16 protein-coding genes are annotated in these 21245 nt (G+C 68.6%); 10 read left to right on the top strand and 6 right to left on the bottom strand.

The annotated features are described in order from the left end of the window. Positions 1-31: 31 nt before the first annotated feature. The 6 genes from DFO45_RS14550 to DFO45_RS14525 form a co-directional block, all read right to left on the bottom strand. Entirely contained in the window at positions 32-415 is a 384-nt protein-coding gene (locus DFO45_RS14550) for a response regulator (protein WP_166657136.1), read from the bottom strand. Between the two features lie 102 nt (positions 416-517). Then, complete coding sequence (locus tag DFO45_RS14545) at positions 518-2080, bottom strand: MFS transporter (RefSeq protein WP_133865659.1); 1563 nt, start codon at positions 2078-2080, stop codon at positions 518-520. A gap of 29 nt (positions 2081-2109) precedes the next feature. Beyond that, entirely contained in the window at positions 2110-2529 is a 420-nt protein-coding gene (locus DFO45_RS14540; RefSeq protein ID WP_133865430.1) for a DoxX family protein, read from the bottom strand. Between the two features lies 1 nt (position 2530). Then, positions 2531-4402, bottom strand: a complete 1872-nt coding sequence (locus tag DFO45_RS14535; RefSeq protein WP_166657134.1) for an amidohydrolase — start codon at positions 4400-4402, stop codon at positions 2531-2533. A 233-nt stretch (positions 4403-4635) separates the two neighbouring features. Continuing rightward, on the bottom strand, positions 4636-5127 hold the full coding sequence (locus DFO45_RS14530; RefSeq protein WP_133865428.1) for a CinA family protein: 492 nt from the start codon (positions 5125-5127) through the stop codon (positions 4636-4638). Next, positions 5124-6299, bottom strand: coding sequence for a bifunctional 2-C-methyl-D-erythritol 4-phosphate cytidylyltransferase/2-C-methyl-D-erythritol 2,4-cyclodiphosphate synthase (locus DFO45_RS14525; protein ID WP_133865427.1), 1176 nt, complete (start codon positions 6297-6299; stop codon positions 5124-5126). Before DFO45_RS14525 ends, DFO45_RS14530 begins: the two co-directional genes overlap by 4 nt. A gap of 242 nt (positions 6300-6541) precedes the next feature. Between DFO45_RS14525 and dusB the strand changes: the two genes are divergently transcribed. The 10 genes from dusB (at position 6542) to hflX (ending at position 21194) form a co-directional block, all read left to right on the top strand. Then, positions 6542-7543, top strand: a complete 1002-nt coding sequence (gene dusB / locus DFO45_RS14520) for a tRNA dihydrouridine synthase DusB (RefSeq protein ID WP_245518125.1) — start codon at positions 6542-6544, stop codon at positions 7541-7543. Then, positions 7540-8664 carry a nitrogen regulation protein NR(II) gene (locus DFO45_RS14515; protein WP_012171611.1) on the top strand — a complete coding sequence of 375 codons (1125 nt, stop codon included), beginning with the start codon at positions 7540-7542 and terminating at the stop codon, positions 8662-8664. Before dusB ends, DFO45_RS14515 begins: the two co-directional genes overlap by 4 nt. A gap of 7 nt (positions 8665-8671) precedes the next feature. After that, positions 8672-10114: a nitrogen regulation protein NR(I) gene (gene ntrC / locus DFO45_RS14510; RefSeq protein WP_133865425.1), complete on the top strand. Its 1443-nt coding sequence runs from the start codon at positions 8672-8674 to the stop codon at positions 10112-10114. A gap of 145 nt (positions 10115-10259) precedes the next feature. Next, positions 10260-12467 (top strand): EAL domain-containing protein, encoded by a 2208-nt coding sequence (locus tag DFO45_RS14505; protein ID WP_133865424.1) that lies wholly within the window; start codon positions 10260-10262, stop codon positions 12465-12467. A gap of 184 nt (positions 12468-12651) precedes the next feature. Then, positions 12652-14967 carry a PAS domain-containing sensor histidine kinase gene (locus DFO45_RS14500; RefSeq protein WP_133865423.1) on the top strand — a complete coding sequence of 772 codons (2316 nt, stop codon included), beginning with the start codon at positions 12652-12654 and terminating at the stop codon, positions 14965-14967. A 3-nt stretch (positions 14968-14970) separates the two neighbouring features. After that, on the top strand, positions 14971-16335 hold the full coding sequence (locus DFO45_RS14495) for a sigma-54 dependent transcriptional regulator (RefSeq protein ID WP_012171607.1): 1365 nt from the start codon (positions 14971-14973) through the stop codon (positions 16333-16335). A gap of 120 nt (positions 16336-16455) precedes the next feature. Then, positions 16456-17832 carry a Trk system potassium transporter TrkA gene (gene trkA / locus DFO45_RS14490; RefSeq protein ID WP_012171606.1) on the top strand — a complete coding sequence of 459 codons (1377 nt, stop codon included), beginning with the start codon at positions 16456-16458 and terminating at the stop codon, positions 17830-17832. Positions 17833-17840: 8 nt separating this feature from the next. Continuing rightward, a complete protein-coding gene (locus tag DFO45_RS14485; RefSeq protein ID WP_133865422.1) occupies positions 17841-19247 on the top strand; it encodes a potassium transporter TrkG in 1407 nt (468 codons plus the stop codon). A 303-nt stretch (positions 19248-19550) separates the two neighbouring features. Next, entirely contained in the window at positions 19551-19808 is a 258-nt protein-coding gene (gene hfq / locus DFO45_RS14480) for an RNA chaperone Hfq (RefSeq protein ID WP_012171604.1), read from the top strand. A gap of 90 nt (positions 19809-19898) precedes the next feature. Next, positions 19899-21194 carry a GTPase HflX gene (gene hflX, locus DFO45_RS14475; protein ID WP_245518124.1) on the top strand — a complete coding sequence of 432 codons (1296 nt, stop codon included), beginning with the start codon at positions 19899-19901 and terminating at the stop codon, positions 21192-21194. Positions 21195-21245: the final 51 nt, after the last annotated feature.

The following is a 21245-nucleotide window of genomic DNA, read 5'->3' as shown; positions in this document are numbered from 1 at the left end:
GGCCGCTCGGAATGATCATGCCGAAACGGCATCATTGCGTCCCGCCAAAACCCTTTGCAAGCGCCTGCATGACGCTGGCCAGCAGTTCGTCCATCGGTAACGGCTTCAGGAAGAAGGCCGTGGCTCCGGCCGACAAGGCGCGGTTGCGGATCGCATCCTGGGGAAAGGCGGTGATCACGATCACGGGAGGACAGGCGGGACGGGCCCGCAGCCGGTCCAGCAGATCAAGCCCGGACATGCCGCCGAGTCGGACGTCGGTAATGATGCAGTCGGCGCGATCGATGGCCGTTGACGCCAAAAACGTCTCGGCGTCGTTGAAGACCGCCGCTTCATAATCATAGGCAGCAAAGAAATTGGCGATGGCCTCGCCGATGGCGGGGTCATCGTCAATGAACGCAATCAAAGGCGCAGTCACAGCCTTCCTCCACTTGGGCGGTGGGCGGGGGGCGGAACCCGAAGGCTCCGCCGACCCGCTGCCCAGCGGCGAAACGACGCCGCATGTTCTTATTTCCGGATTCTAGGCGCTCTCCAACCCGAGAAGATGCCGAACCACGGGCGGCGCCTCGCCGCGATGGAAGCGGTGCAGGCGCTTCTGGATGTCCGCATCCGCATTGGACACCCGGCGGTGCTGCCGCAGATGCTCCGCCCACGAGCCGAGCAGGAACCATTCCACCAGACGTTCAGGCGCGGCCGCGTCCTCCGTGATGCCCCAGGCATAGGCGCCGTCCTTCAGCCGCTCGCGGGAGAGGCGATGGGCCTCGTCAAGGAAGGCGACACGATCCTCGGGTGCGATCTGGTACTCGATGGTCACCAGCACCGGACCGCGGTCGTTCTCCGTTTCCACCGCCAGCAGAGGCTCGGGCCAGTGGTTGGAGGGCGCAAGGTCCGTTTCGCCCTTCGGCAGCGGCAGGCGGTGCATGCCGAGGCCGGCCACCAGGAGCAGCACGGCCCCCGCGAACAGGGTGACCGGGATGCCCACCGCATCGGCCACCGAGCCCCAGCCGAGGCTGCCCAGCGCCATCGCGCCGTTGAAGACGGTGAGATAGATGGCGAGGGCCCGCCCGCGCACCCAGTTGGGCAGGATGGCCTGCGCCGTGCTGTTGAGGGTGGTGAGGGCGACGATCCAGGCCGCGCCGAGCGCCAGCATGAGCACAAGGGCCACCGGCTGCGGCGGGGCGAGGGCGAGCAGTGCCATGACGGCAGCGGTGACGAGCGCCGCGCCCAGCATCAGGGCGTCGGTGCTCAGCCGGTCCCGCACGCGGGAGAGCACCAGAGCGCCGCCGATGGCGCCGAGGCCGATGGCGCCGAGCAGCAGGCCGTAGAAGCCGGCATCGCCGCCCAGCAGCCGGCGGGCCACCAGCGGCAGCAGCGCCCAGACGGAACTGGCGCAGGTGAAGAAGACCGCCGCCCGCAGCATCACCACGTGCAGTTCGCGGCTGTTCTTCGCATAGCGCAGACCGGCCACGAAGGCGCCGGTGAAGCGCTCGGTGAGTGCATCCTCGGTCTTCGCCGGGCGCTTCCACCACAGGAGGGCCGCACCGACGATCACATAGCTCGCCACGTCCGCCCCGTAGGTGACGGCGGCGCCGGCCGAGGCCAGCAGCAGGCCGCCCACGGCCGGGCCGATGGCGCGGGAGATGTTGATGCCGAGCGAGTTCAGGGCCACCGCGCCCTTGAGATCGGCCTTGGGCACCAGCTCGGGCACGATGGCCTGCCAGGTGGGGGCCATGAGCGCGGCGCCGATGCCGCCGAGAAAGGTGAGGCCAGCGAGCGACCAGATGGTGAGCGCGCCGGCGGCGGCGAGGCTCAGCAGCACGATGCTGACCGCGCCGAGATAGATCTGGATGCCGATAAGGAATTTGCGCCGGTCGAGAATGTCGGTCAGCACGCCGGCGGGAATGGCCAGCAGGAAGATGGGCAGCGTGCCCGCCGCCTGGATGAGCGCGGTGGCGGTGGGGGAGGGTGACAGGCCGGTGACGAGCCAGGAACTCGCCACGTCGCGCATGAAGGTGCCGGTATTGCCCAGCACCGCCGCCGCCCACAGGACGGTGAAGGTGGAATGGCGGAAGGCGGTGAACATGGAGCCGGAGGGGCCGGGCTTGGCTTCGGTCATGCGGACGTTCCGCCTCCCTTGATCTTGAAGCTGTCGAGGGCGACGAGGCCGAACGCACCGGCAAGGCCGAGGTGCTCGAAGAAGGCGTTCGTCGCCATGGCGCGGTCCATGCCGGGGGGCAGGTCCCAGAAGCGCAGGGCGACCAGCGTCGCCGCAAGCGTGAAGGCGCCGAGCGCCAGTGCCGCCCAGCCGCGCAGGGGACCGAAAACGACCAGGGCAGAGGCCACCAGTTCGAAGACGATGACGCCGGCCGCAAACAGGGCCGGCGGCGCGAGGCCGAAATGCACCATCTCAGCGATCGCGCCGTTGAAATCGAGCAGCTTCGTCACCGGCCCCTGGATATAGGCGGCGCAAAGAGTGAGGAGGGCGAGCCGGTGAAGGCCCGCCGTCCAAGCCGATGTGGCGCGGGGCGCCACCTCACACCGCCCAGCAGGCGCAGCCGAGGGCGCCCCAGAAGCTGCTCAGGTCCGAAACCGGCAACCGGCTCGACCAGGCATTGGCGTGCTGGTGACCGTGGACGCCGCAGGAATTGGCGCAGCCGCAGGCGGCGGCCATGCGCAGGGAGTTCTTGCCCGCACCTTCCGGCTCGCCCCAGGCGGCATAGCCCTTGAAGGTACGCACCGGCGACCAGTCGGGCATGGCGGGCGGCAGCGGGGTGTCGTCCAGCGCCTTGAAGTCGCCCGCGCCGTACACGACCTTGCCGCCCACGATCGTCAGGTCGGACGACATATGGGCGATGTCCGCCTCCGGACAGGAGAAGAAGTCGCGGTCCGGCACGATGAGGTCGGCGAACTGGCCGGCGACGATCTGGCCCTTGCGGCCCTCCTCATTGGAGAACCACGTCACCTTCTCCGTCCACATGCGCAGGGCCGTCTCGCGGTCGAGGCAGTTGTGGCGGGGATAGAGGCGCAGGCCGCCCACGGTCTGGCCGGTCACCAGCCAGGAAAGCGAGACCCACGGATTATAGGAGGCGACACGGGTGGCGTCGGTGCCGGCGGAGACCTTCACGCCCTTGTCGAGCATGCGCGCAACTGGCGGGGTCGCCTCGGCGGCGGCGGCGCCGTAGCGCTCCACGAAATACTCGCCCTGATACGCCATGCGGTGCTGCACGGCGATGCCCCCGCCGAGCGCCGCGATGCGGTCGATGGAGCGCTCGGAAATGGTCTCCGCATGGTCGAAGAACCAGTTGAGGCCCGAGAGCGGCACGTCCTTGTTCACGGTCTCGAACACGTCGAGGGCGCGGGAGATGGTCTCGTCATAGGTTGCGTGCAGGCGCCACGGCCAGCGGTTCTCGGCGAGGATGCGGACCACGCCCTCGAGGTCGCCCTCCATCTCGGGGGGCATGTCCGGACGCGGCTCGCGGAAGTCCTCGAAGTCGGCGGCGGAGAAGACCAGCATCTCGCCCGCGCCGTTGTGGCGGAAATAGTCGCTACCCTGCTCGTACTTGGAGGTCTTCGTCCAGTTGAGGAAGTCCTCCTTCTCCTGCTTCGGCTTCTGCGTGAAGAGGTTGTAGGCGAGGCGGATGGTGAGCTGGTTGTCGTCGGCGAGCTTCTGGATCACCGCATAATCGTCGGGATAGTTCTGGAAGCCGCCGCCCGCATCGATGGCGCCGGTGACGCCGAGGCGGTTCAGCTCGCGCATGAAGTGGCGGGTGGAATTGAGCTGATAGTCAAAAGGCAGCTTCGGCCCCTTGGCGAGGGTCGCATAGAGGATCGCCGCATTGGGCCGTGCCAGCAGGAGGCCGGTGGGATTGCCGGCGGCATCGCGGGTGATCTCGCCGCCGGGAGGCTCGGGCGTGTCCTTGGTGTAGCCCACCGCGCGCAAAGCGGCGGCATTGAGCAGGGCGCGGTCATAAAGGTGCAGGATGAAGACCGGCGTCTCGGGGGCCACCGCGTTCAGCTCCGCGATGGTCGGCAGGCGCTTTTCGGCGAACTGGTGCTCGGTGAAGCCGCCCACCACGCGCACCCATTGCGGCGGCGGGGTCACGGCCACCTGCCGCTTCAGCATGTCCATGGCGTCGGCCAGCGAGCGCATGCCGTCCCAGCGCAGCTCCATGTTGAAGTTGAGCCCGCCGCGGATGATGTGCAGGTGGTTGTCAATGAGACCCGGCAGGACGCTGCGGCCCTTGAGATCCACCTTGCGCGTCGTGGGGCCGGCATGGGCCATGGCCTCGGCATCGGTGCCGACGGCGAGGAAGGTGCCGTCCTTGATGGCGACGGCGCTCGCCACCGGATTGGTCCGGTCGAGCGTGGTGATCTTGCCGTTGTGGAGAATGAGGTCGGCGGTCACGCGGGTCTCTCCGTTGCTGCCGCCCCATTGGGGGCGGGCGACGTGCGAAAGCAGGAGGCGGCGGGGCCGGGCGGGAGCGCGATGAGGCGCTGGATGGAAGGCAAGGGGTCACGCTCCGCCGGGTCCGGTCGGCGGACAGAATGGCGCGGGCGCGCCCAGCGATCTTGTCTGATCGCCGCACCTTTTGGATGGTTCGCCGTCGGCGGGTGGTGCCCTAAGGTCAGGGACCGCCGTCAGAAACGGGCAAGGGTTTCCAGCATTTCGAGGGCCACCAGCACCGAGCGGCGGCGCACCTCGGTGCGGCCGATGTCGCCGAAGCGCTCTTCCCGGTGCAGGACCATGCCGCCCTTCTTGGCGGCAGCGAAATGGACGAGCCCCACGGGCTTCGTCTCTGTGGCGCCGCCGGGTCCGGCAATGCCGGTGACGGCCACGGAGAGCTGCGCCTGCGAGGCGGCGAGGGCGCCGCGCGCCATGGCGCGCGCGGTTTCCTCACTCACGGCACCATGGGCGGCGAGGATGGCCTCGGGAACGCCCAGCATCTGCTGCTTGGCGGCGTTGGAATAGGTGACGAAGCCGCGGTCCACCACGTCGGAGGAGCCGGCGATCTCGGTGAGCGCCCCGGCGACGAGGCCGCCGGTGCAGCTTTCCGCGGTGGCCACCATCAGGCCCGCCGCCCGGCAGGCGTCCAGCACCCGGCTTGCGCGTTCGGTGATCTCGTCGGTCATGCTCCGATCTCCAGCGGCAGGCGGATGGTGGCGGAGGCCATGGCGGCGATACCCTCGCGCCGGCCGGTGAAGCCCAGCTTCTCCGTCGTGGTGGCCTTCACGCTCACGCGGCCGAGGGGCAGGTCGCAGATGCGGGCGATCTCGGCGCGGATGGCATCGCGATGGGGCCCGACCTTGGGCGCCTCGCAGATCAGCGTGAGGTCCAGATGGGCGACGATGCCGCCCCGTTCGCGCACCCGCTCGATGGCGAAGGCGAGGAAGCGGTCGGAGGTGGCGCCCTTCCACTGCGGGTCGGAGGGCGGGAAATGCGCGCCGATGTCGCCATCCGCCAGCGCGCCCAGCACCGCGTCGGTGAGCGCGTGCAGGCCCACGTCCGCATCCGAATGGCCGTCGAGGCCCCTGTCGAAGGGGATGGCGACGCCGCCCAGCATCACATGGTCGCCGGGGCCGAAGGCGTGCACGTCGAAGCCGGTGCCGGTGCGCACGTCGGGCAGGTCCGCCAGCATGCGGGCGGCACGGGCGAGGTCTTCGGCGCTGGTCAGCTTCACGTTCTCACTGTCTCCGGCAAAGGTTGCCACCGTGTGCCCCGCCCATTCCATGACGGAGGCATCGTCGGTGAGGTCGGCCACGCGGGCGTCCGCTGCCGCGCGGTGGGCGGCGAGCAGCTCCGCGAATCGGAAAGCCTGGGGCGTCTGCACCGCTCGCAGCATGGCGCGGTCCACGGTGCCGGTCACGTGGCCGGCGGCATCCACCTGCTTGATGGTGTCCGTGACGGGCAGGACGGGGATGGCGGCGGTGTTTCCGTCCAGCGCGGCGATGGCGCGGGCAATCACCTCCGGCGGCGTGAAGGGGCGGGCGCCGTCCTGCACCAGAACCCGCTCCGGACCATAAGCTGCGAGCGCCTCGAGGCCTGCACGGACGGACTGCTGGCGCGTGGCGCCACCTGCCACCTGCGGCAGCACTTTGGTCAGGCCCGCGACCGCCTGCTCATAAAGCGGCGCGTCGTCGGGATGGGTGACCACCTGAATCACATCGACGGCTGCGCATTCCGCAAAGCGAAGCAGTGTGCGCCGCAACACAGATTCGCCGCCAAGTCTGTGGTATTGCTTCGGCACCGCACCACCGGCCCTGGTGCCGCGGCCCGCAGCGACGATAAGAACAGCGCAAGCCATTGATTTGAGGGTTCCCGCTGGACGATTGGTCGTCGTTGAACAGCGCCCGCGCCGCAGGCGCAAGGGATAATGCGGAGGCAGCGAGCCGCCGCCCCATCGGGCAGCACGGGCAAGGCGCAGGCAAAAAGCCTGCAAACTTCATCGCTATGGCCTTGCGCAACGGCTTCGAATGTCTAGAATGTAGGCAGCTGATGGATGGCCTAATTTCTGTGCAAACCGCTCCCTTTCCTGCCTTTTCGCCGCTGACGATCGGCCCGCACCGCATTGCGGCGCCGGTCGTTCTGGCGCCGATGGCGGGCATCACCGATGCCCCGGTGCGGCGCATGGCGCTGCGCTACGGGGCCGGGCTGACGGTGTCCGAGATGGTGGCGAGCGAGGCCCTGCTCACCGGCCATGCGGAAATGACGCTGCGGGCCGAAAGCGCGGGCGTGGACATCCATGCCGTGCAACTGGCCGGCAACGAGCCGCACTGGATGGCTGAGGCGGCGCGCCTTGCGGAAGCCTCCGGCGCGTCGATCATCGACATCAACATGGGCTGTCCCGCCAAGCGCGTGACCACAGGTGCGGCGGGCGCGGCCCTCCTGCGCGACCTGCCGCTGGCGACCCGCATTCTCGAAGCGGTGCGTGCGGCCGTTTCGGTTCCTGTCACGCTGAAGACCCGGCTCGGCTGGGACGGCGCCGCGATGACCGCGCCCGAGATCGCCCGCCGAGCGGAAGCGATCGGCATCGCGCTCGTCACCATCCACGGGCGCACCCGCTGCCAGTTCTACACCGGCACCGCCGACTGGGCGGCCATCCGCGCCGTTAAGGAAGCCGTCTCCATTCCGGTGATCGCCAATGGCGACCTTGCCCGGACGCAGGACGCCGCCGCCATGCTCGCCGCTTCCGGTGCGGACGGCGTCATGATCGGGCGCGGGGCGCAGGGGCGGCCCTGGTTCCCGGGCGCCGTCGCCCAGCACTGGAAGACGGGCCGCGCGCCGGCAGACCCCGACCTTGCCGAGCAGCGCGACGTGCTGCTCGAACTCTATGACGGCTGGCTCGCACTCTATGGCGCCGAGCTCGGCCTGCGGCAGGCTCGCAAGCATGTGGGTTGGGCGCTGGAGGCGGCTGCGGCCTCTTCCGGCGCTGCGCCTCAAATCGCCAAGGACGCGCGTGGCCGCATCCTCACTCTGGAGGCCCCCGACGCTGTGATCGCGGGCATCCGCACCTTTTACGACCAACTCGCCTGGAGGGCGGCCGCATGAAGGCGGAACTGAAGCCTCGCACCTCGGACGGCGAGGCCCTGACCCGCGCCATCCTGGATGCGGTGCCGCATCCGGTGGTGACGCTGGCGGAAGACGGCCGCATCCTCGATGCCAATGTGGCGGCCGAGACCTTCTTTCAGGTGAGCGTGCCGCTGCTGCGCCGCCGGCCTTTCGCGGAGTTCGTGCCCTTCGGCACGCCGCTGCTGAGCCTCATCGAGCAGGTGCGCGAGCGCGGTTCCTCGGTGAACGAATATCGCGTCGATCTCGGCACGCCACGCAATGGCGGCGAGCGCATCGTGGACATCCATGTGGCGCCCATGGCCGAGCGGCCGGGTCATGTGGTGGTGATGTTCCAGGAGCGCACCATCGCCGAGAAGATGGACCGCCAGCTCACCCATCGCGGCGCTGCCCGTTCCGTGAGCGCGCTCGCCTCCATGCTGGCGCACGAGATCAAGAACCCGCTGTCGGGCATTCGCGGTGCCGCCCAGCTTCTGGAACAGTCGGCGGGCGACGAGGACCGGGCGCTCACCCGCCTCATCTGCGACGAGGCGGACCGCATCGTGAAGCTGGTGGACCGGATGGAGGTGTTCTCCGACGAGCGCCCCGTGGAGCGCGAGCCGGTCAACATCCATGCGGTGCTGGAGCATGTGCGCACGCTCGCCTCCTCGGGCTTCGCGCGCCACATCCGCTTCATCGAGGATTACGATCCCTCTCTGCCGCCGGTTTATGCGAACCGCGACCAACTGATCCAGGTCTTCCTCAATCTGGTGAAGAATGCGGCAGAAGCCATCGACAGCGAGACCGATGGCGAAATTCACCTCACCACTGCCTTCCGTCCCGGCGTGCGCCTCACCGTGCCCGGCGCCTCCTCCAAGGTCAGCCTGCCGCTCGAGTTCTGCGTGCGGGACAATGGTAAGGGCGTGCCGGAAGATCTCGTCCAGCACCTCTTCGATCCCTTCGTGACCACCAAGCCCACCGGCAGTGGCCTCGGCCTTGCATTGGTGGCGAAGATCATCGGCGACCATGGCGGTATCGTCGAATGCGACAGCCAGCCCCGCCGCACCACGTTCCGCGTCCTGCTGCCCATGTACCGCAGCAGCCGGTCTTCAGAGGACAACTGAGGTGAGCATGCCTACCGGAAGCATCCTGGTCGCCGACGACGATGCCGCGATCCGCACCGTGCTCAATCAGGCCCTGTCGCGCGCCGGCTATGAGGTGCGCTCCTGCGGGAACGCCGCCACGCTCTGGCGCTGGGTGAGCCAGGGCGACGGCGATCTCGTCATCACCGACGTGGTGATGCCCGACGAGAACGCCTTCGACCTGCTGCCGCGCATCAAGAAGGCGCGGCCGGACCTGCCGGTCATCGTCATGAGCGCGCAGAACACCTTCATGACCGCCATCCGCGCCTCCGAGCGCGGGGCCTATGAATATCTGCCCAAGCCCTTCGACCTGAAGGAACTGATCTCCATCGTCGGCCGCGCGCTCGCCGAGCCGAAGAAGGCGGAGAAGCTGGCGCTCGGCTCTGACGAGCAGGAGAACATCCCGCTGGTCGGCCGCTCGGCGGCCATGCAGGAGATCTACCGCCTCCTCGCCCGGCTGATGCAGACCGACCTCACGGTGATGATCGCGGGCGAGAGCGGCACCGGCAAGGAACTGGTGGCCCGCGCGCTGCACGACTATGGCAAGCGCCGCAACGGCCCGTTCGTCGCCATCAACATGGCGGCCATCCCGCGCGACCTCATCGAATCGGAACTGTTCGGCCACGAGAAGGGCTCGTTCACCGGCGCCACCACCCGCAACGCCGGCCGCTTCGAGCAGGCCGAGGGCGGCACGCTCTTCCTCGACGAGATCGGCGACATGCCCATGGAGGCGCAGACCCGCCTCCTGCGCGTGCTCCAGCAGGGCGAATATACGACGGTGGGCGGGCGCACGCCCATCAAGACCGACGTGCGCATCATCGCCGCCACCAATAAGGATCTGCGCACGCTGATCCAGCAGGGCCTTTTCCGCGAAGACCTGTTCTTCCGCCTGAACGTGGTGCCGCTGCGTCTGCCGCCGCTGCGCGAGCGTTCCGAGGACGTGCCGGATCTGGTGCGCCACTTCTTCCTTCAGGCCGAGCGCGAGGGCCTGCCCGCCAAGCAGGTGGACGCCGCTGCGCTCGACCGGCTGAAGCGCTACCGCTGGCCGGGCAACGTGCGTGAGCTGGAAAACCTTGTCCGCCGCCTCGCCGCGCTCTATCCGCAGGAGATCATCACCCCCTCGATCATCGAGGCGGAACTGTCCGAGCCGGCGCCGAGCGCTTTGTCCGAGGACGGGCCCGTGGACGCGACGCTCGGAGCTTCCGTGGAGCGCCATCTCAACGGGTATTTCTCCGGCTTTGGCGAGGATCTGCCGCCTCCGGGCCTCTATCACCGCATCCTGCGGGACGTGGAATATCCTCTGCTCTCGGCCGCCCTCGCGGCCACGCGGGGCAACCAGATCAAGGCAGCGGAGCTGCTCGGCCTGAACCGCAACACCCTGCGCAAGAAGATTCGGGACCTCGACATCCAGGTGATCCGCACCAGCCGCTGAACGGGACATCTCCTTGATGGCGTACGGGATGTCTGTCACCCTCCGGTTGTAAGGGGCCTGCATCGACGGCATCGCGGGTGATGCGGGCATTCAGGATGTGGTATCAAAATGCCGGCGGGGGCATGCGGGCCTCCGGGGGGAAGGCATGGCGGACGAGGCGGAGCAGGGCGGGCTGCGCATACTGGGGGACGTCCTTTCGGCGGCCCATTCAGCCGGCGATCTCTCGTGCCTCTCTCCCGACCTCCTCGCGCGTATCGCGGACGCCTTCCATCTCCAGCGGGTTTCGCTCTTTCAAGTGCACGAGGCCGAGGGCAGGGGCATCGCGGCCACCTGCGTGATCGATTGGCGGCGGCCGGGCCTCGCCTTTCCGGCCATGACGGAGGGGTCCCATCCGCCGCTCACGGCGGCCGGAGGTGATCCCCTTCTGGCGCAATGGGCGGCGCGACGCCGCCGCGGCGAGACGATCATCGGCCGGACGCGCGATCTCACCGGCTATCTGTACGGCTTCTTTTCCCACTATGGCGTCGTCACGTTCCTGACCGAACCGGTCATGGTGCATGGGCGTTGGTGGGGCCACTTCTGCGTGGACACGCCGGATGCCGAGCATGAGTGGACGGCGGTCGAGCGGCAGGCCTTCAAGTGCATCGCCGCCGTGTTGGCGGGGCTGCTGGCCCGCTCGGGTACCGAAGGTCTGGTCAGCGAGGCTGCGCGCCGGGCCATGCTGGACACCTCCATCGATGCGGTGATCGTGGCCGACGAGGCGGGCGCCATCGTCGAGTTCAACCACGCGGCGGAGGCCATCTTCGGTCACACGCGCGAGGCGGTGATCGGCCGGCCCATGACCGAGACGATCATCCCGGCCCATTACATCGACCGCCACCGCCAGGGATTCATGCGCCATCTGGCGACCGGCGAGAACCACATCATGCGCCGGCTCGTCGAGGTGGAGGCGCTGCGGGCGGACGGCAGCGTCTTTCCGGCCGAACTGACCGTGAACGAGCATCGCGCCGGTGGGCGCCGCCTGTTCAGCGCCTTCGTCCGCGACATCTCCGACCGCATCACGTCCCGCCGCGCGCTGGAGCGGCTGGCGTTCACGGACATGCACACGGGGCTCAGCAACCGCACCGGGCTGCTGCGTCTGTGCACCGGACGGCCGACCCGGCCCTCCGGCGCGGTGGTGCTGATGCTGCGCGACCTCGGTGTGGTCAAGACGAGCTTCGGCGACGACTGGGCGGAGCCCATGATCGTGGAGACCGCCAACCTGCTCAGCCGGATGCTGCCGCAGGAGGCGTGCCTCGGTCGCACCGGCGAGAGCGAGTTCACGGTGGTGACCTGGCAGCCGGGAGCGGCGGCGGAACTGGCGGAAACGCTCATCGGGCGTCTGCGCTCGGCCATCGAGAGCGGCGGCCGGCGCTTCTATCTTCGGGTCGGTCTCGGGGTGGTGGAGCGGCCGGGGGATGCCACCTATCTCCTGCGGGATGCGGAAATGGCAGCGCGCGACTGCCGGGACGGCCACCTGCTGCACTTCGCCGAACACATGCGGGCGCAGCACCAGCAGCGGCTGGAACTGGAGATGGCCCTGCGGGACGTCATCCAGCGGCGGACATCGGCGCTCTCGCTCCATTACCAGCCGGTGGTCAGCGCCCGAACCGGCGGGCTCGTCGGTTTCGAGGCTCTGGTGCGCTGGTATTCCGAGACGCACGGTCCGGTCTCGCCCGCATTGTTCGTGCCTCTGGCGGAAGCGGGAGGGTTCGCGGAGCGGCTGGGGGCCTGGGTCATCGAGACCGCCATCTCCGCCTGCGCCGGCTGGAATGTCCGCCGGCGCGCGCATGGGCTGGCCCCCTGGCACATCGCCATCAACCTTTCCGCCACGGAGGTGGTGGCGCCGGACCTCATCGAGCGGGTGCGCCAGACGATGGCGTTTCACGGGCTCCCGCCCCAGTGCGTCTGTTTCGAGCTGACCGAAAGCGCCATCCTGAACCAGCCCGAAATCGCCATCGAGACCCTCTCGCGCCTGCGCGCCCTTGGCTGCACCACGGCCATCGACGATTTCGGCACCGGCTATTCGAGCCTCAGCTATCTCCAGCGTCTGCCCATGGACGTGTTGAAGATTGACCGCAGTTTCGTCCTCGACATGGTGGACAACAGCCGTTCGCGGGAGATCGTGCGGGTCATGATCGAGATGGCCCACGGCCTCGGCATGAGCGTGGTGGCGGAGGGCGTTGAGACCACCGGCGCCTTGCAGATCCTGCGTCAGATGGGCTGCGATCGCGCGCAGGGATTCCTCTTCGGCCGTGCCATGCCGGGGGATGTGGCGGGGACCCTGCCGGAGACACTCGCTCCCACCGGTTAGGTGTGGGGACCGGGAACAATCTGCCGTTGCTGCTGGTGCCTGTCACATTTTTGCACCAGTGTCGTTCCACTGCATCACTGCCGAACGACTCAGGGGGCTGCGGGCCGACCGCATGCCCCTGACGACGGCGCAACAGCCGCAGGCCCGGACGACCGGCCCCTGTGTGCCAGGAGTGGCGTGACACATGACGCAAGCCGCGTTTGACCAGGCTTCGGACAACGGACCCATGACGCCGTCCGGCTCGTCCTTCGGCCTGTTCGCCCCGGCAGTGGTGCTGCTCGCCCTCATCTCGGCTCTCGCCACCTTCCTCATCCTCATGGGCCTCACCCCCGTGGTGCCGACCCATCAGGTGGTCATCAGCGTGCTGCTGGTGAATGCGGCAGCGGTGCTGATCCTCAGCGCCATGGTCGGCCGCGAGATCTGGCGCATCGCCAAGGCGCGGGCGCGCGGGCGCGCCGCCGCCCGGCTGCACATCCGCATCGTCGGCCTGTTCGCGGTGGTCTCCGTGGTGCCGGCCATCCTCGTGGCGGTGGTGGCCAGCCTGACGCTCGACCGCGGGCTCGACCGCTGGTTCTCCATGCGCACGCAGGAGATCGTGGCGAGTTCCGTCTCCGTCGCCCAGACCTATGTGCGCGAGCACGCCCTGAACATCCGGGGCGACATCCTCGCCATGAGCGCGGACCTGACGCGGCTGAAGTCGGTCTATGAAGGAGACCGCTCGCGCTTCAACCAGATCCTCACCGCGCAGGCGGCGCTGCGGAACCTGCCGGGCGCCATGCTGATCCGCCGCGACCTCTCGGTGGTGGAGCGGGCCAACGTCAACATCGGCCGCGAATTCATCGTCCCCGCCAACCTCGCCATCGGGGATGCGACGCCGGACCAACCGGTGATCTATCTGCCCAATGACGCGGACTATGTGGCCGCCGTGGTGCCGCTCAAGGACTATGACGACCTCTATCTCTACGTGGCTCGCCTCATCGATCCGCGCGTCATCGGCTATCTGAAGACCACGCAGGAGACGCTGGCCGACTATCGCTCGCTGGAGGAGCGGCGTTTCGGCGTGCAGGTGGCCTTCGCGCTCATGTATGCGGTCATCACGCTCATCGTGCTGCTCTCCGCGGTCTGGCTCGGCCTCAATTTCTCCAAGTGGCTGGTGGCACCCATCCGCCGTCTCATGTCGGCTGCCGACCATGTGGCGGAAGGCAATCTCGACGTACGCGTGCCCATCTATCGGGCCGAGGGCGATCTCGCCTCGCTCGCCGAGACCTTCAACAAGATGACCCACGAGCTGCGCAGCCAGCGCGAGGCCATCCTCACCGCCCGCGACCAGATCGACAGCCGCCGCCGCTTCACGGAAGCCGTGCTTTCGGGCGTCGGTGCGGGCGTCATCGGCCTCGATTCGCAGGAACGCATCACCATCCTCAACCGCTCGGCCGAGCGCCTTTTGGGGCTGTCTGAGGTGGAGGCCCTGCACCGGCATCTGGCCGAGGTGGTGCCGGAGACGGCGGGCCTCCTGGAAGAGGCCGAGCATGCGCGGCAGCGCAGCGTGCAGGGCAACATCACGCTGACCCGCGACGGGCGTGAGCGCGTCTTCGCGGTCCGTGTCACCACCGAGCAATCGCCCGAGGCCGAGCATGGCTGGGTGGTGACGCTCGACGACATCACCGAACTCATCTCGGCCCAGCGCACCTCCGCCTGGGCGGATGTGGCCCGGCGCATCGCCCACGAGATCAAGAACCCGCTCACCCCCATCCAGCTCTCCGCCGAGCGGCTGAAGCGCAAGTTCGGCCGGCACGTGACGCAGGATCGGGAGATCTTCGACCAGTGCACCGACACCATCATCCGTCAGGTGGGCGATATCGGCCGCATGGTGGACGAGTTCTCCTCCTTCGCCCGGATGCCCAAGCCCGTCGTGGACAGCCAGGACATGTCGGAGATCATCCGCCAGACGGTGTTCCTCATGCGGGTGGGACATCCCGAGGTGGTGTTTGATTCCGAGGTGCCGCCCGCTATGCCCGCGCGCTTCGACCGCCGCCTCGTTTCCCAAGCCTTAACGAACATCCTCAAGAACGCTGCCGAGGCCATCGAGGCCGTTCCGCCGGACGTGCGCGGCCAGGGCCGCATCCGCGTCAGCGCCAATCGGGTGGGTGAGGATCTGGTGATCGACATCATCGACAACGGCACCGGCCTGCCGCAGGAGAGCCGGAACCGTCTTCTGGAACCCTATGTGACGACGCGCGAAAAGGGCACGGGCCTCGGCCTTGCCATCGTGGGGAAGATCATGGAGGAGCACGGCGGCGGCATCGAGCTGAACGATGCGCCCGAGGGGCGCGGCGCGTGGATCCGTCTCAGCCTCAAGGCCGAGGGACCGAAGGCGGAACCGACCGATGCCTCAACCAAGGCGACCGGGGCTGCCACGCCCGCGGCGCCCGCCGCTTCCGCCATGGCCCGCGATGCGGCCGCCGATTCCGCCGCGCGCGGCAAGAACGAGAGGACCTGATCCATGGCCCATGACATCCTGATCGTCGATGACGAGCCCGACATCAGCGGCCTCGTCGCCGGCATCCTGGAGGACGAGGGCTATTCCGCCCGCACCGCCCGCGACGCCGATGGCGCGCTGGCCGAGATCGCCGCGCGGCGGCCGAACCTGATCTTCCTCGACATCTGGCTTCAGGGCAGCCGCCTCGACGGCCTCGAATTGCTCGACATCATCAAGCGCGAGCACCCCGAGGTGCCGGTGGTGATGATCTCCGGCCACGGCAACATCGAGACGGCGGTGGCCGCCATCAAGCGCGGCGCCTACGACTTCATCGAGAAGCCCTTCAATGCCGACCGGCTGGTGGTCATCACAGAGCGGGCGCTGGAGACGCTGCGCCTGCGCCGCGAGGTGCGGGAGCTGAAGCAGCTCACCCAGCCGCACACCATGGTGGGTCGCTCCAGCGTCATCCAGCAGTTGCGCGCCACCGTGGACCGCGTCGGCCCCACCAACAGCCGCATCCTCATCGTCGGCCCCTCGGGCTCCGGCAAGGAGCTGACCGCGCGCATGATCCATGCGGCCTCCGCCCGCGCGCAGGGGCCGTTCGTGGTCATCAACGCCGCCGCCATCACCCCCGAGCGCCTCGAATATGAGCTGTTCGGCGTGGAGGAGGGGGAAGGGCGCGAGCGCCATCGCGGCGCGCTGGAAGAGGCGCACGGCGGCACGCTGTTCCTCGACGAGATCGCCGACATGCCGCGCGAGACCCAGAACCGGGTGCTGCGGGTGCTGGTGGAGCAGACCTTCAGCCGCATCGGCAGCAGCGAGAAGGTGCGCGTGGACGTGCGCATCATCTCCTCCACCGGGCGTCACCTGGAGGAAGAGATCGCCGCCGGACGTTTCCGCGAGGATCTCTACCACCGCCTTTCGGTGGTGCCGATCCGCGTGCCGCCGCTGGCCGAGCGGCGGGAGGACATCCCCGATCTCGTGGATTTCTTCATCGACCTCATCTCCCAGACGACGGGCCTTCAGCGCCGCAAGGTGGGCGAGGACGCCATGGCCGTGCTCCAGTCCCATGACTGGCCGGGCAACGTGCGCCAGCTGCGCAACAATGTGGAGCGCCTGCTGATTCTCGCCGGCGGTGACCCGGATGCGGAGGTGACGGCCTCCATGCTGCCGCCGGACGTGGGTGCGCTGGTGCCCACCCTGCCCAACGGAAACGGCGGCGAGCATCTGATGGGCCTGCCGCTGCGTGAGGCCCGCGAAGTGTTCGAGCGCGAATATCTCGCAGCGCAGATTAACCGCTTTGGCGGCAATATCTCGCGTACGGCGGAATTCGTCGGCATGGAACGCTCGGCCCTGCATCGCAAGCTGAAGGCGCTCGGCGTAGGCTGACGGAGCGGGACGGGATAAGGTTCGCGGCGGCGCGGTGTTGCAGGGGCGGCAGCCGCGCCGGGAAAACGGGATCGGCATTCGGGCCAAGGGCTTGCGGGTGTCAGGCGGCGGGGGTTGGTCATGAAGGTCGTGATCTGCGGGGCAGGGCAGGTGGGGTTCGGCATTGCCGAGCGCCTCGCCAGCGAGCAGAACGACGTCTCCATCGTCGATGCGAGCCCGCGCCGGATCCAGATCGCCACCGACCAGCTCGACGTGCGCGGCGTGGTGGGCCATGGCTCCCATCCGGACGTGCTGGCCCGTGCCGGCATCGAGCAGGCGGACATGCTGATCGCGGTCACCCTGCATGACGAAGTGAACATGGTGGCCTGCCAGGTGGGCCACTCGCTGTTCAACGTGCCGACCAAGGTCGCCCGCATCCGCGCCCAGACCTATCTGCAGCCGGAATGGCGCAGCATGCTCTCCCGCGACCATATGCCCATCGACGTGGTGATTTCACCGGAGATCGAGGTGGGCGAGATGGTGCTGCGGCGCCTCTCGCTGCCGGGGGCGGTGGATACGGTCTCCTTCGGCGACGGCTCGGTGGTGATCGCCGGCGTGCTGTGCGGCGAGGCCTGCCCGGTGGTGGACACCCCGCTCACCCAGCTCACCCAGCTCTTCCCCGACCTGCCGGCGACCATCGTTGCCATCAACCGCAACGGCAAGGTGATGGCGACCCGCTCGTCGGACCAGATCCAGACCGGGGACATCGCCTATTTCGTCGCGCCCGCCGATCAGGTGGGGCGCACGCTCTCCATCTTCGGCCACGACGAAATCCCGGCCAAGCGCATCATCATCGGCGGCGGCGGCAACATCGGCCTCTATGTGGCGCAGGAACTGGAGAAGCGGAACGCGGCCGCGCGCATCAAGGTGGTGGAGAGCAATCGCGAGCGGGCGCAGGCCATCGCGGAGGGGCTGTCGCGCTCGGTGGTGCTCCATGGCGATTCGCTCGCGCGCGAGATCCTCGACGAGGCCGGGGTCGCCGACAGCGACACCATGATCGCCCTCACCAATGACGACCGCGTCAACATCCTCTCCTGCCTGCTCGCCAAGCAGCTCGGCGCCCAGCGCATCCTCGCGCTGGTGAACGAGCAGGGCTATGCGGGCTTTGCCCACGGGCTCGGCATCGACGCCTACGTCAATCCGCGCCAGATCACCGTCTCCAAGGTGCTCCAGCACGTGCGGCGCGGCCGCATCCGGGGCGTGCACTCGCTGCTGGACGGGGCCGGCGAGATGATCGAGGCGGAGGCGCTCGAGACCTCGCCGCTGGTGGGCCGCCCGCTACGCGACATCGACCTGCTCAAGGGCATGCGCATCGGCGCGGTGGTGCGCAACGGCGTCGTCATGCGCCCGAGCGGCGATACGGTGGTGCGGGCGCAGGACCGTGTGGTGCTGTTCGCATTGGCCGACGACATCAAGCGTGTGGAGCAGCTCTTCCGCGTCAGCCTCGAATTCTTCTGAGCCCTCCGATGGCCCCCATTCTCCGCCTGTTCGCCCTGGTGCTGGCGCTGCTCGCCGCGGCGGCGCTCGTGCCGGCGCTGGTGGGCCTCGGCGCGCGGGACGGATCCGCGCCCGTCTTCATCGCCACGGCCGTGGCGAGCCTTTTCCTGGCGGGTGCGGTGCATCTGGCGGTGCGCGGGCGGCCGGGCCGGCTGCGGCGGCTGCATCTGTTCGCCGCGCTCGGCGTGCTCTGGCTGCTGGTTCCGATCATGGCGGCACCCGCCGTGGCCGTGCTGGCGCCCATGGCTTTCGGCGGGGCGGTGCTGGAGGCACTGTCCGCCTTCACGACCACCGGCCTGTCGTCCGTGGGCGAGGCGCCGGCCAGCCTCCATGTCTGGCTCGCCCTGCTGCAATGGGCCGGCGGGCTGCTGACCCTGGTGGCCGGCATCGCCGTGCTGGCCCCCGCCGGGGTAGCGGGCCTGCCGGACCGGGCGGTTCATCCGGGGGAGACGGTGGAAGCCATCGATCTGCTGGATGCGCTCGGCACCGTGGCGCCCATCTATGGCCTCGCGACCCTCGTTGCCTTCATTGCGATGCTGGGCGCGGGGGCCTCGCTCCTTTCCGCCGCGACGCTCGCCACCGCCGTCATCTCCACCGGCGCGCACGTGCCGCCGGAGGCGCATGAATTCCTGGCGGCCAGCGTGCCGGGCCGGTGGGTGACCATTCCCTTCCTGCTCTGGTCTGCCACCAGCGTGCGCTGGCACAAGGCCCTGGTGTCCCGGCGCATCCACGCGGCCCCCGAGCAGGGCGAGAGCCTGATCCTGTTTGGCTACTGGGCGGTGCTCGGCCTCGTCATGGGCGCCTATTTCTTCCGGGGCGCCGCCGGCCTCCACACCCATGAAGCGGTGCTGGACGGCCTCTTTGGCGCCGCCTCCCTCATCTCCACCACAGGCCTTGCGCCCCATCGCGGGGCCTTCGACGAACTGCCGCCGGCTCTGGTCCTTGCCGTGGCCTTCGTGGGCGGCGGGGCGCTGTCGGTCTCGGGCGGCCTGAAAATCCTGCGCGTGCGGGCCATGCTGCTGCGGGCGCGGGGCGATCTGATGCGGCTGGTCTATCCCAATCTCGTCCAGCCCTCGCGCACCGGAGAGGGCGGCGTCGGCTCGGCCATGCGCGGCGTGTGGGTGGGCATGGTCGCCCTCTGCCTGACCTTTGCCGCGGCGCTGATCCTCATCGCGGGCAGCATGCCGAGCTTCGAGGCGGCGGTGTCCACGGCGGTGTCCGCTTTGAGCAATACGGGGCCGCTGCTCGACGGCACGCCGGGGCCGGAGGACTTCGACCTGCTGGCAGCGGTCGGGGCCGGTTTCGCCATGATCGCCGGACGGCTGGAGACGGTCGGTGCCTTCGTCATCATCCACCTCGCCTTCTGGCGGACCTGACCGCAACGCCGTCGGGCACATGCCGCGCTTGTGATCGCGGCGTAAACCGGCGGCTCAGCCGGCAGCGCCCTTGAGCGTCACAGCGTGCGCAAGGCCATGCTCTCGCTCGCTCGGAGCGCGCGGCATCTTCCCCGCTCCGCCCTCGGCAGCGCGGTTATGTTGCAGGGCAAAATAATCTTGCGCTGGCGTAACGGTGTGCCATGCTAGCGCCGGAATTCCTGTTTGCGCATCGTCTTGCCTTGCCCTTGCGGCATCGCGACCGTGTGACATGACGGGGCAACGCCGAAAGAAACGGATACGAAAATGGCGGCGGAACGCACACAAAACCTGCAAGACACCTTTCTCAACCACGTCCGCAAGAGCAAGACGCCCCTCACCATCTTCCTGGTGAATGGCGTGAAGCTCCAGGGCGTCGTGACCTGGTTCGACAACTTCTGCGTGCTCCTGCGTCGCGACGGGCACTCGCAATTGGTCTACAAGCACGCTATCTCCACGATCATGCCCGGGCATCCGGTGCAACTGTTTGATCCCACCGACGAGGTGGCTTCGGAGAAAGCGTGATCCGGCGTGGAGCTTAAGGGACCGCGGGGCGCAGCGGGGGGTGGACTGAAGGGCGTGGACCGTCACGCTCCGCCCACCCGTTGTGCCGTCATTACCCCACAGGTGACAAAGCGCGGGGCGCGCGCCGGTGCAGACCGGCGCAGCCCCGAGGCGCGTCTGGAGGAGGCGGTGGGCCTTGCCGCCGCCATCGACCTCGACGTCGTGTACAAGGGCCTTGTCCTCATCTCCGAGGTGAAGCCGGCCACCTATATCGGCTCCGGCAAGGTCGAGGAGATCGCCGGCATCGTTGCGGCGGAGGAGGTCGGCCTCGTCTTCGTCGATGCGGCCCTGTCGCCCGTCCAGCAGCGCAATCTCGAGAAGGCGTGGTCCGCCAAGGTGGTGGACCGCACGGCCCTGATTCTCGAAATCTTCGGCAGTCGTGCCCGCACCAAGGAAGGCACGCTTCAGGTGGAGCTCGCCCACCTGAACTACCAGCGCTCGCGCCTCGTGCGGTCCTGGACCCATCTGGAGCGCCAGCGCGGCGGCTTCGGCTTCCTCGGCGGCCCCGGCGAGACCCAGATCGAGGCGGACCGCCGGCAGATCGGCGAGCGCATCATCCGCATCGAGCGCGAACTGGAGCAGGTGAAGCGCACCCGCGCTCTCCATCGCACCAGTCGCAAGCGCGTGCCTTATCCGGTGGTGGCGCTCGTCGGCTACACCAATGCCGGCAAGTCCACCCTGTTCAACCGGCTGACCCAGGCCGAGGTGATGGCACAGGATCTCCTGTTCGCCACCCTCGATCCGACCTTGCGCGCCGTCGACCTGCCCCATGGCACGCGCGTCATCCTGTCCGACACGGTGGGCTTCATCTCCGAGCTGCCGACGCAACTCGTCGCCGCCTTCCGCGCTACGCTGGAAGAGGTGATCGAGGCGGACGTGATCCTACACGTGCGTGACATCTCCCACCCCGACACCGATGCCCAGGCGGCGGACGTGAAGGATGTGCTGACCGAACTCGGCATCGACGTCGAGGCCGGCGGCCGGCTGGTGGAGGTCTGGAACAAGATCGACATCCTCCCCGAGGCGGAGCGCGAGCAACTCCTCAACACGGCCGCGCGCGCGGAGCCCGAAGCACGCCCCGAACTCGTCTCGGCGTTGACCGGGGAGGGCGCGCCGGCCTTGCTCGACCGCATCGAAGCCCACGTCACGGCCGGCCGCACGCTGCTGTCTGTGACGCTGGCGGCGGAAGACGGCGAGGGGCTCGGCTGGCTCTATCGGCATGGCGAGGTGCTGGAGCGGGAGAGCGGCGCGGACGGCCATGTGGTGATCTCGCTGCGCATCCTCCCCGAGCGGGTGGACCTCGTGAAACGCCGCTTCGGCGCGGCTCAGGTCCGCGGCGAGGACTGAGGCCTCCCGCGCCGCCGTGGCGCTTGCCTCCACGGTATCGGGCGTGTCCTA

Origin of the sequence: Azorhizobium sp. AG788 (genome assembly GCF_004364705.1) — a bacterium.
GTDB classification, from domain to species: Bacteria; Pseudomonadota; Alphaproteobacteria; order Rhizobiales; family Xanthobacteraceae; genus Azorhizobium; species Azorhizobium caulinodans.
Note: the sequence above shows the minus strand (reverse complement) of the source record. Positions and strands in the feature narration are given on the sequence as shown.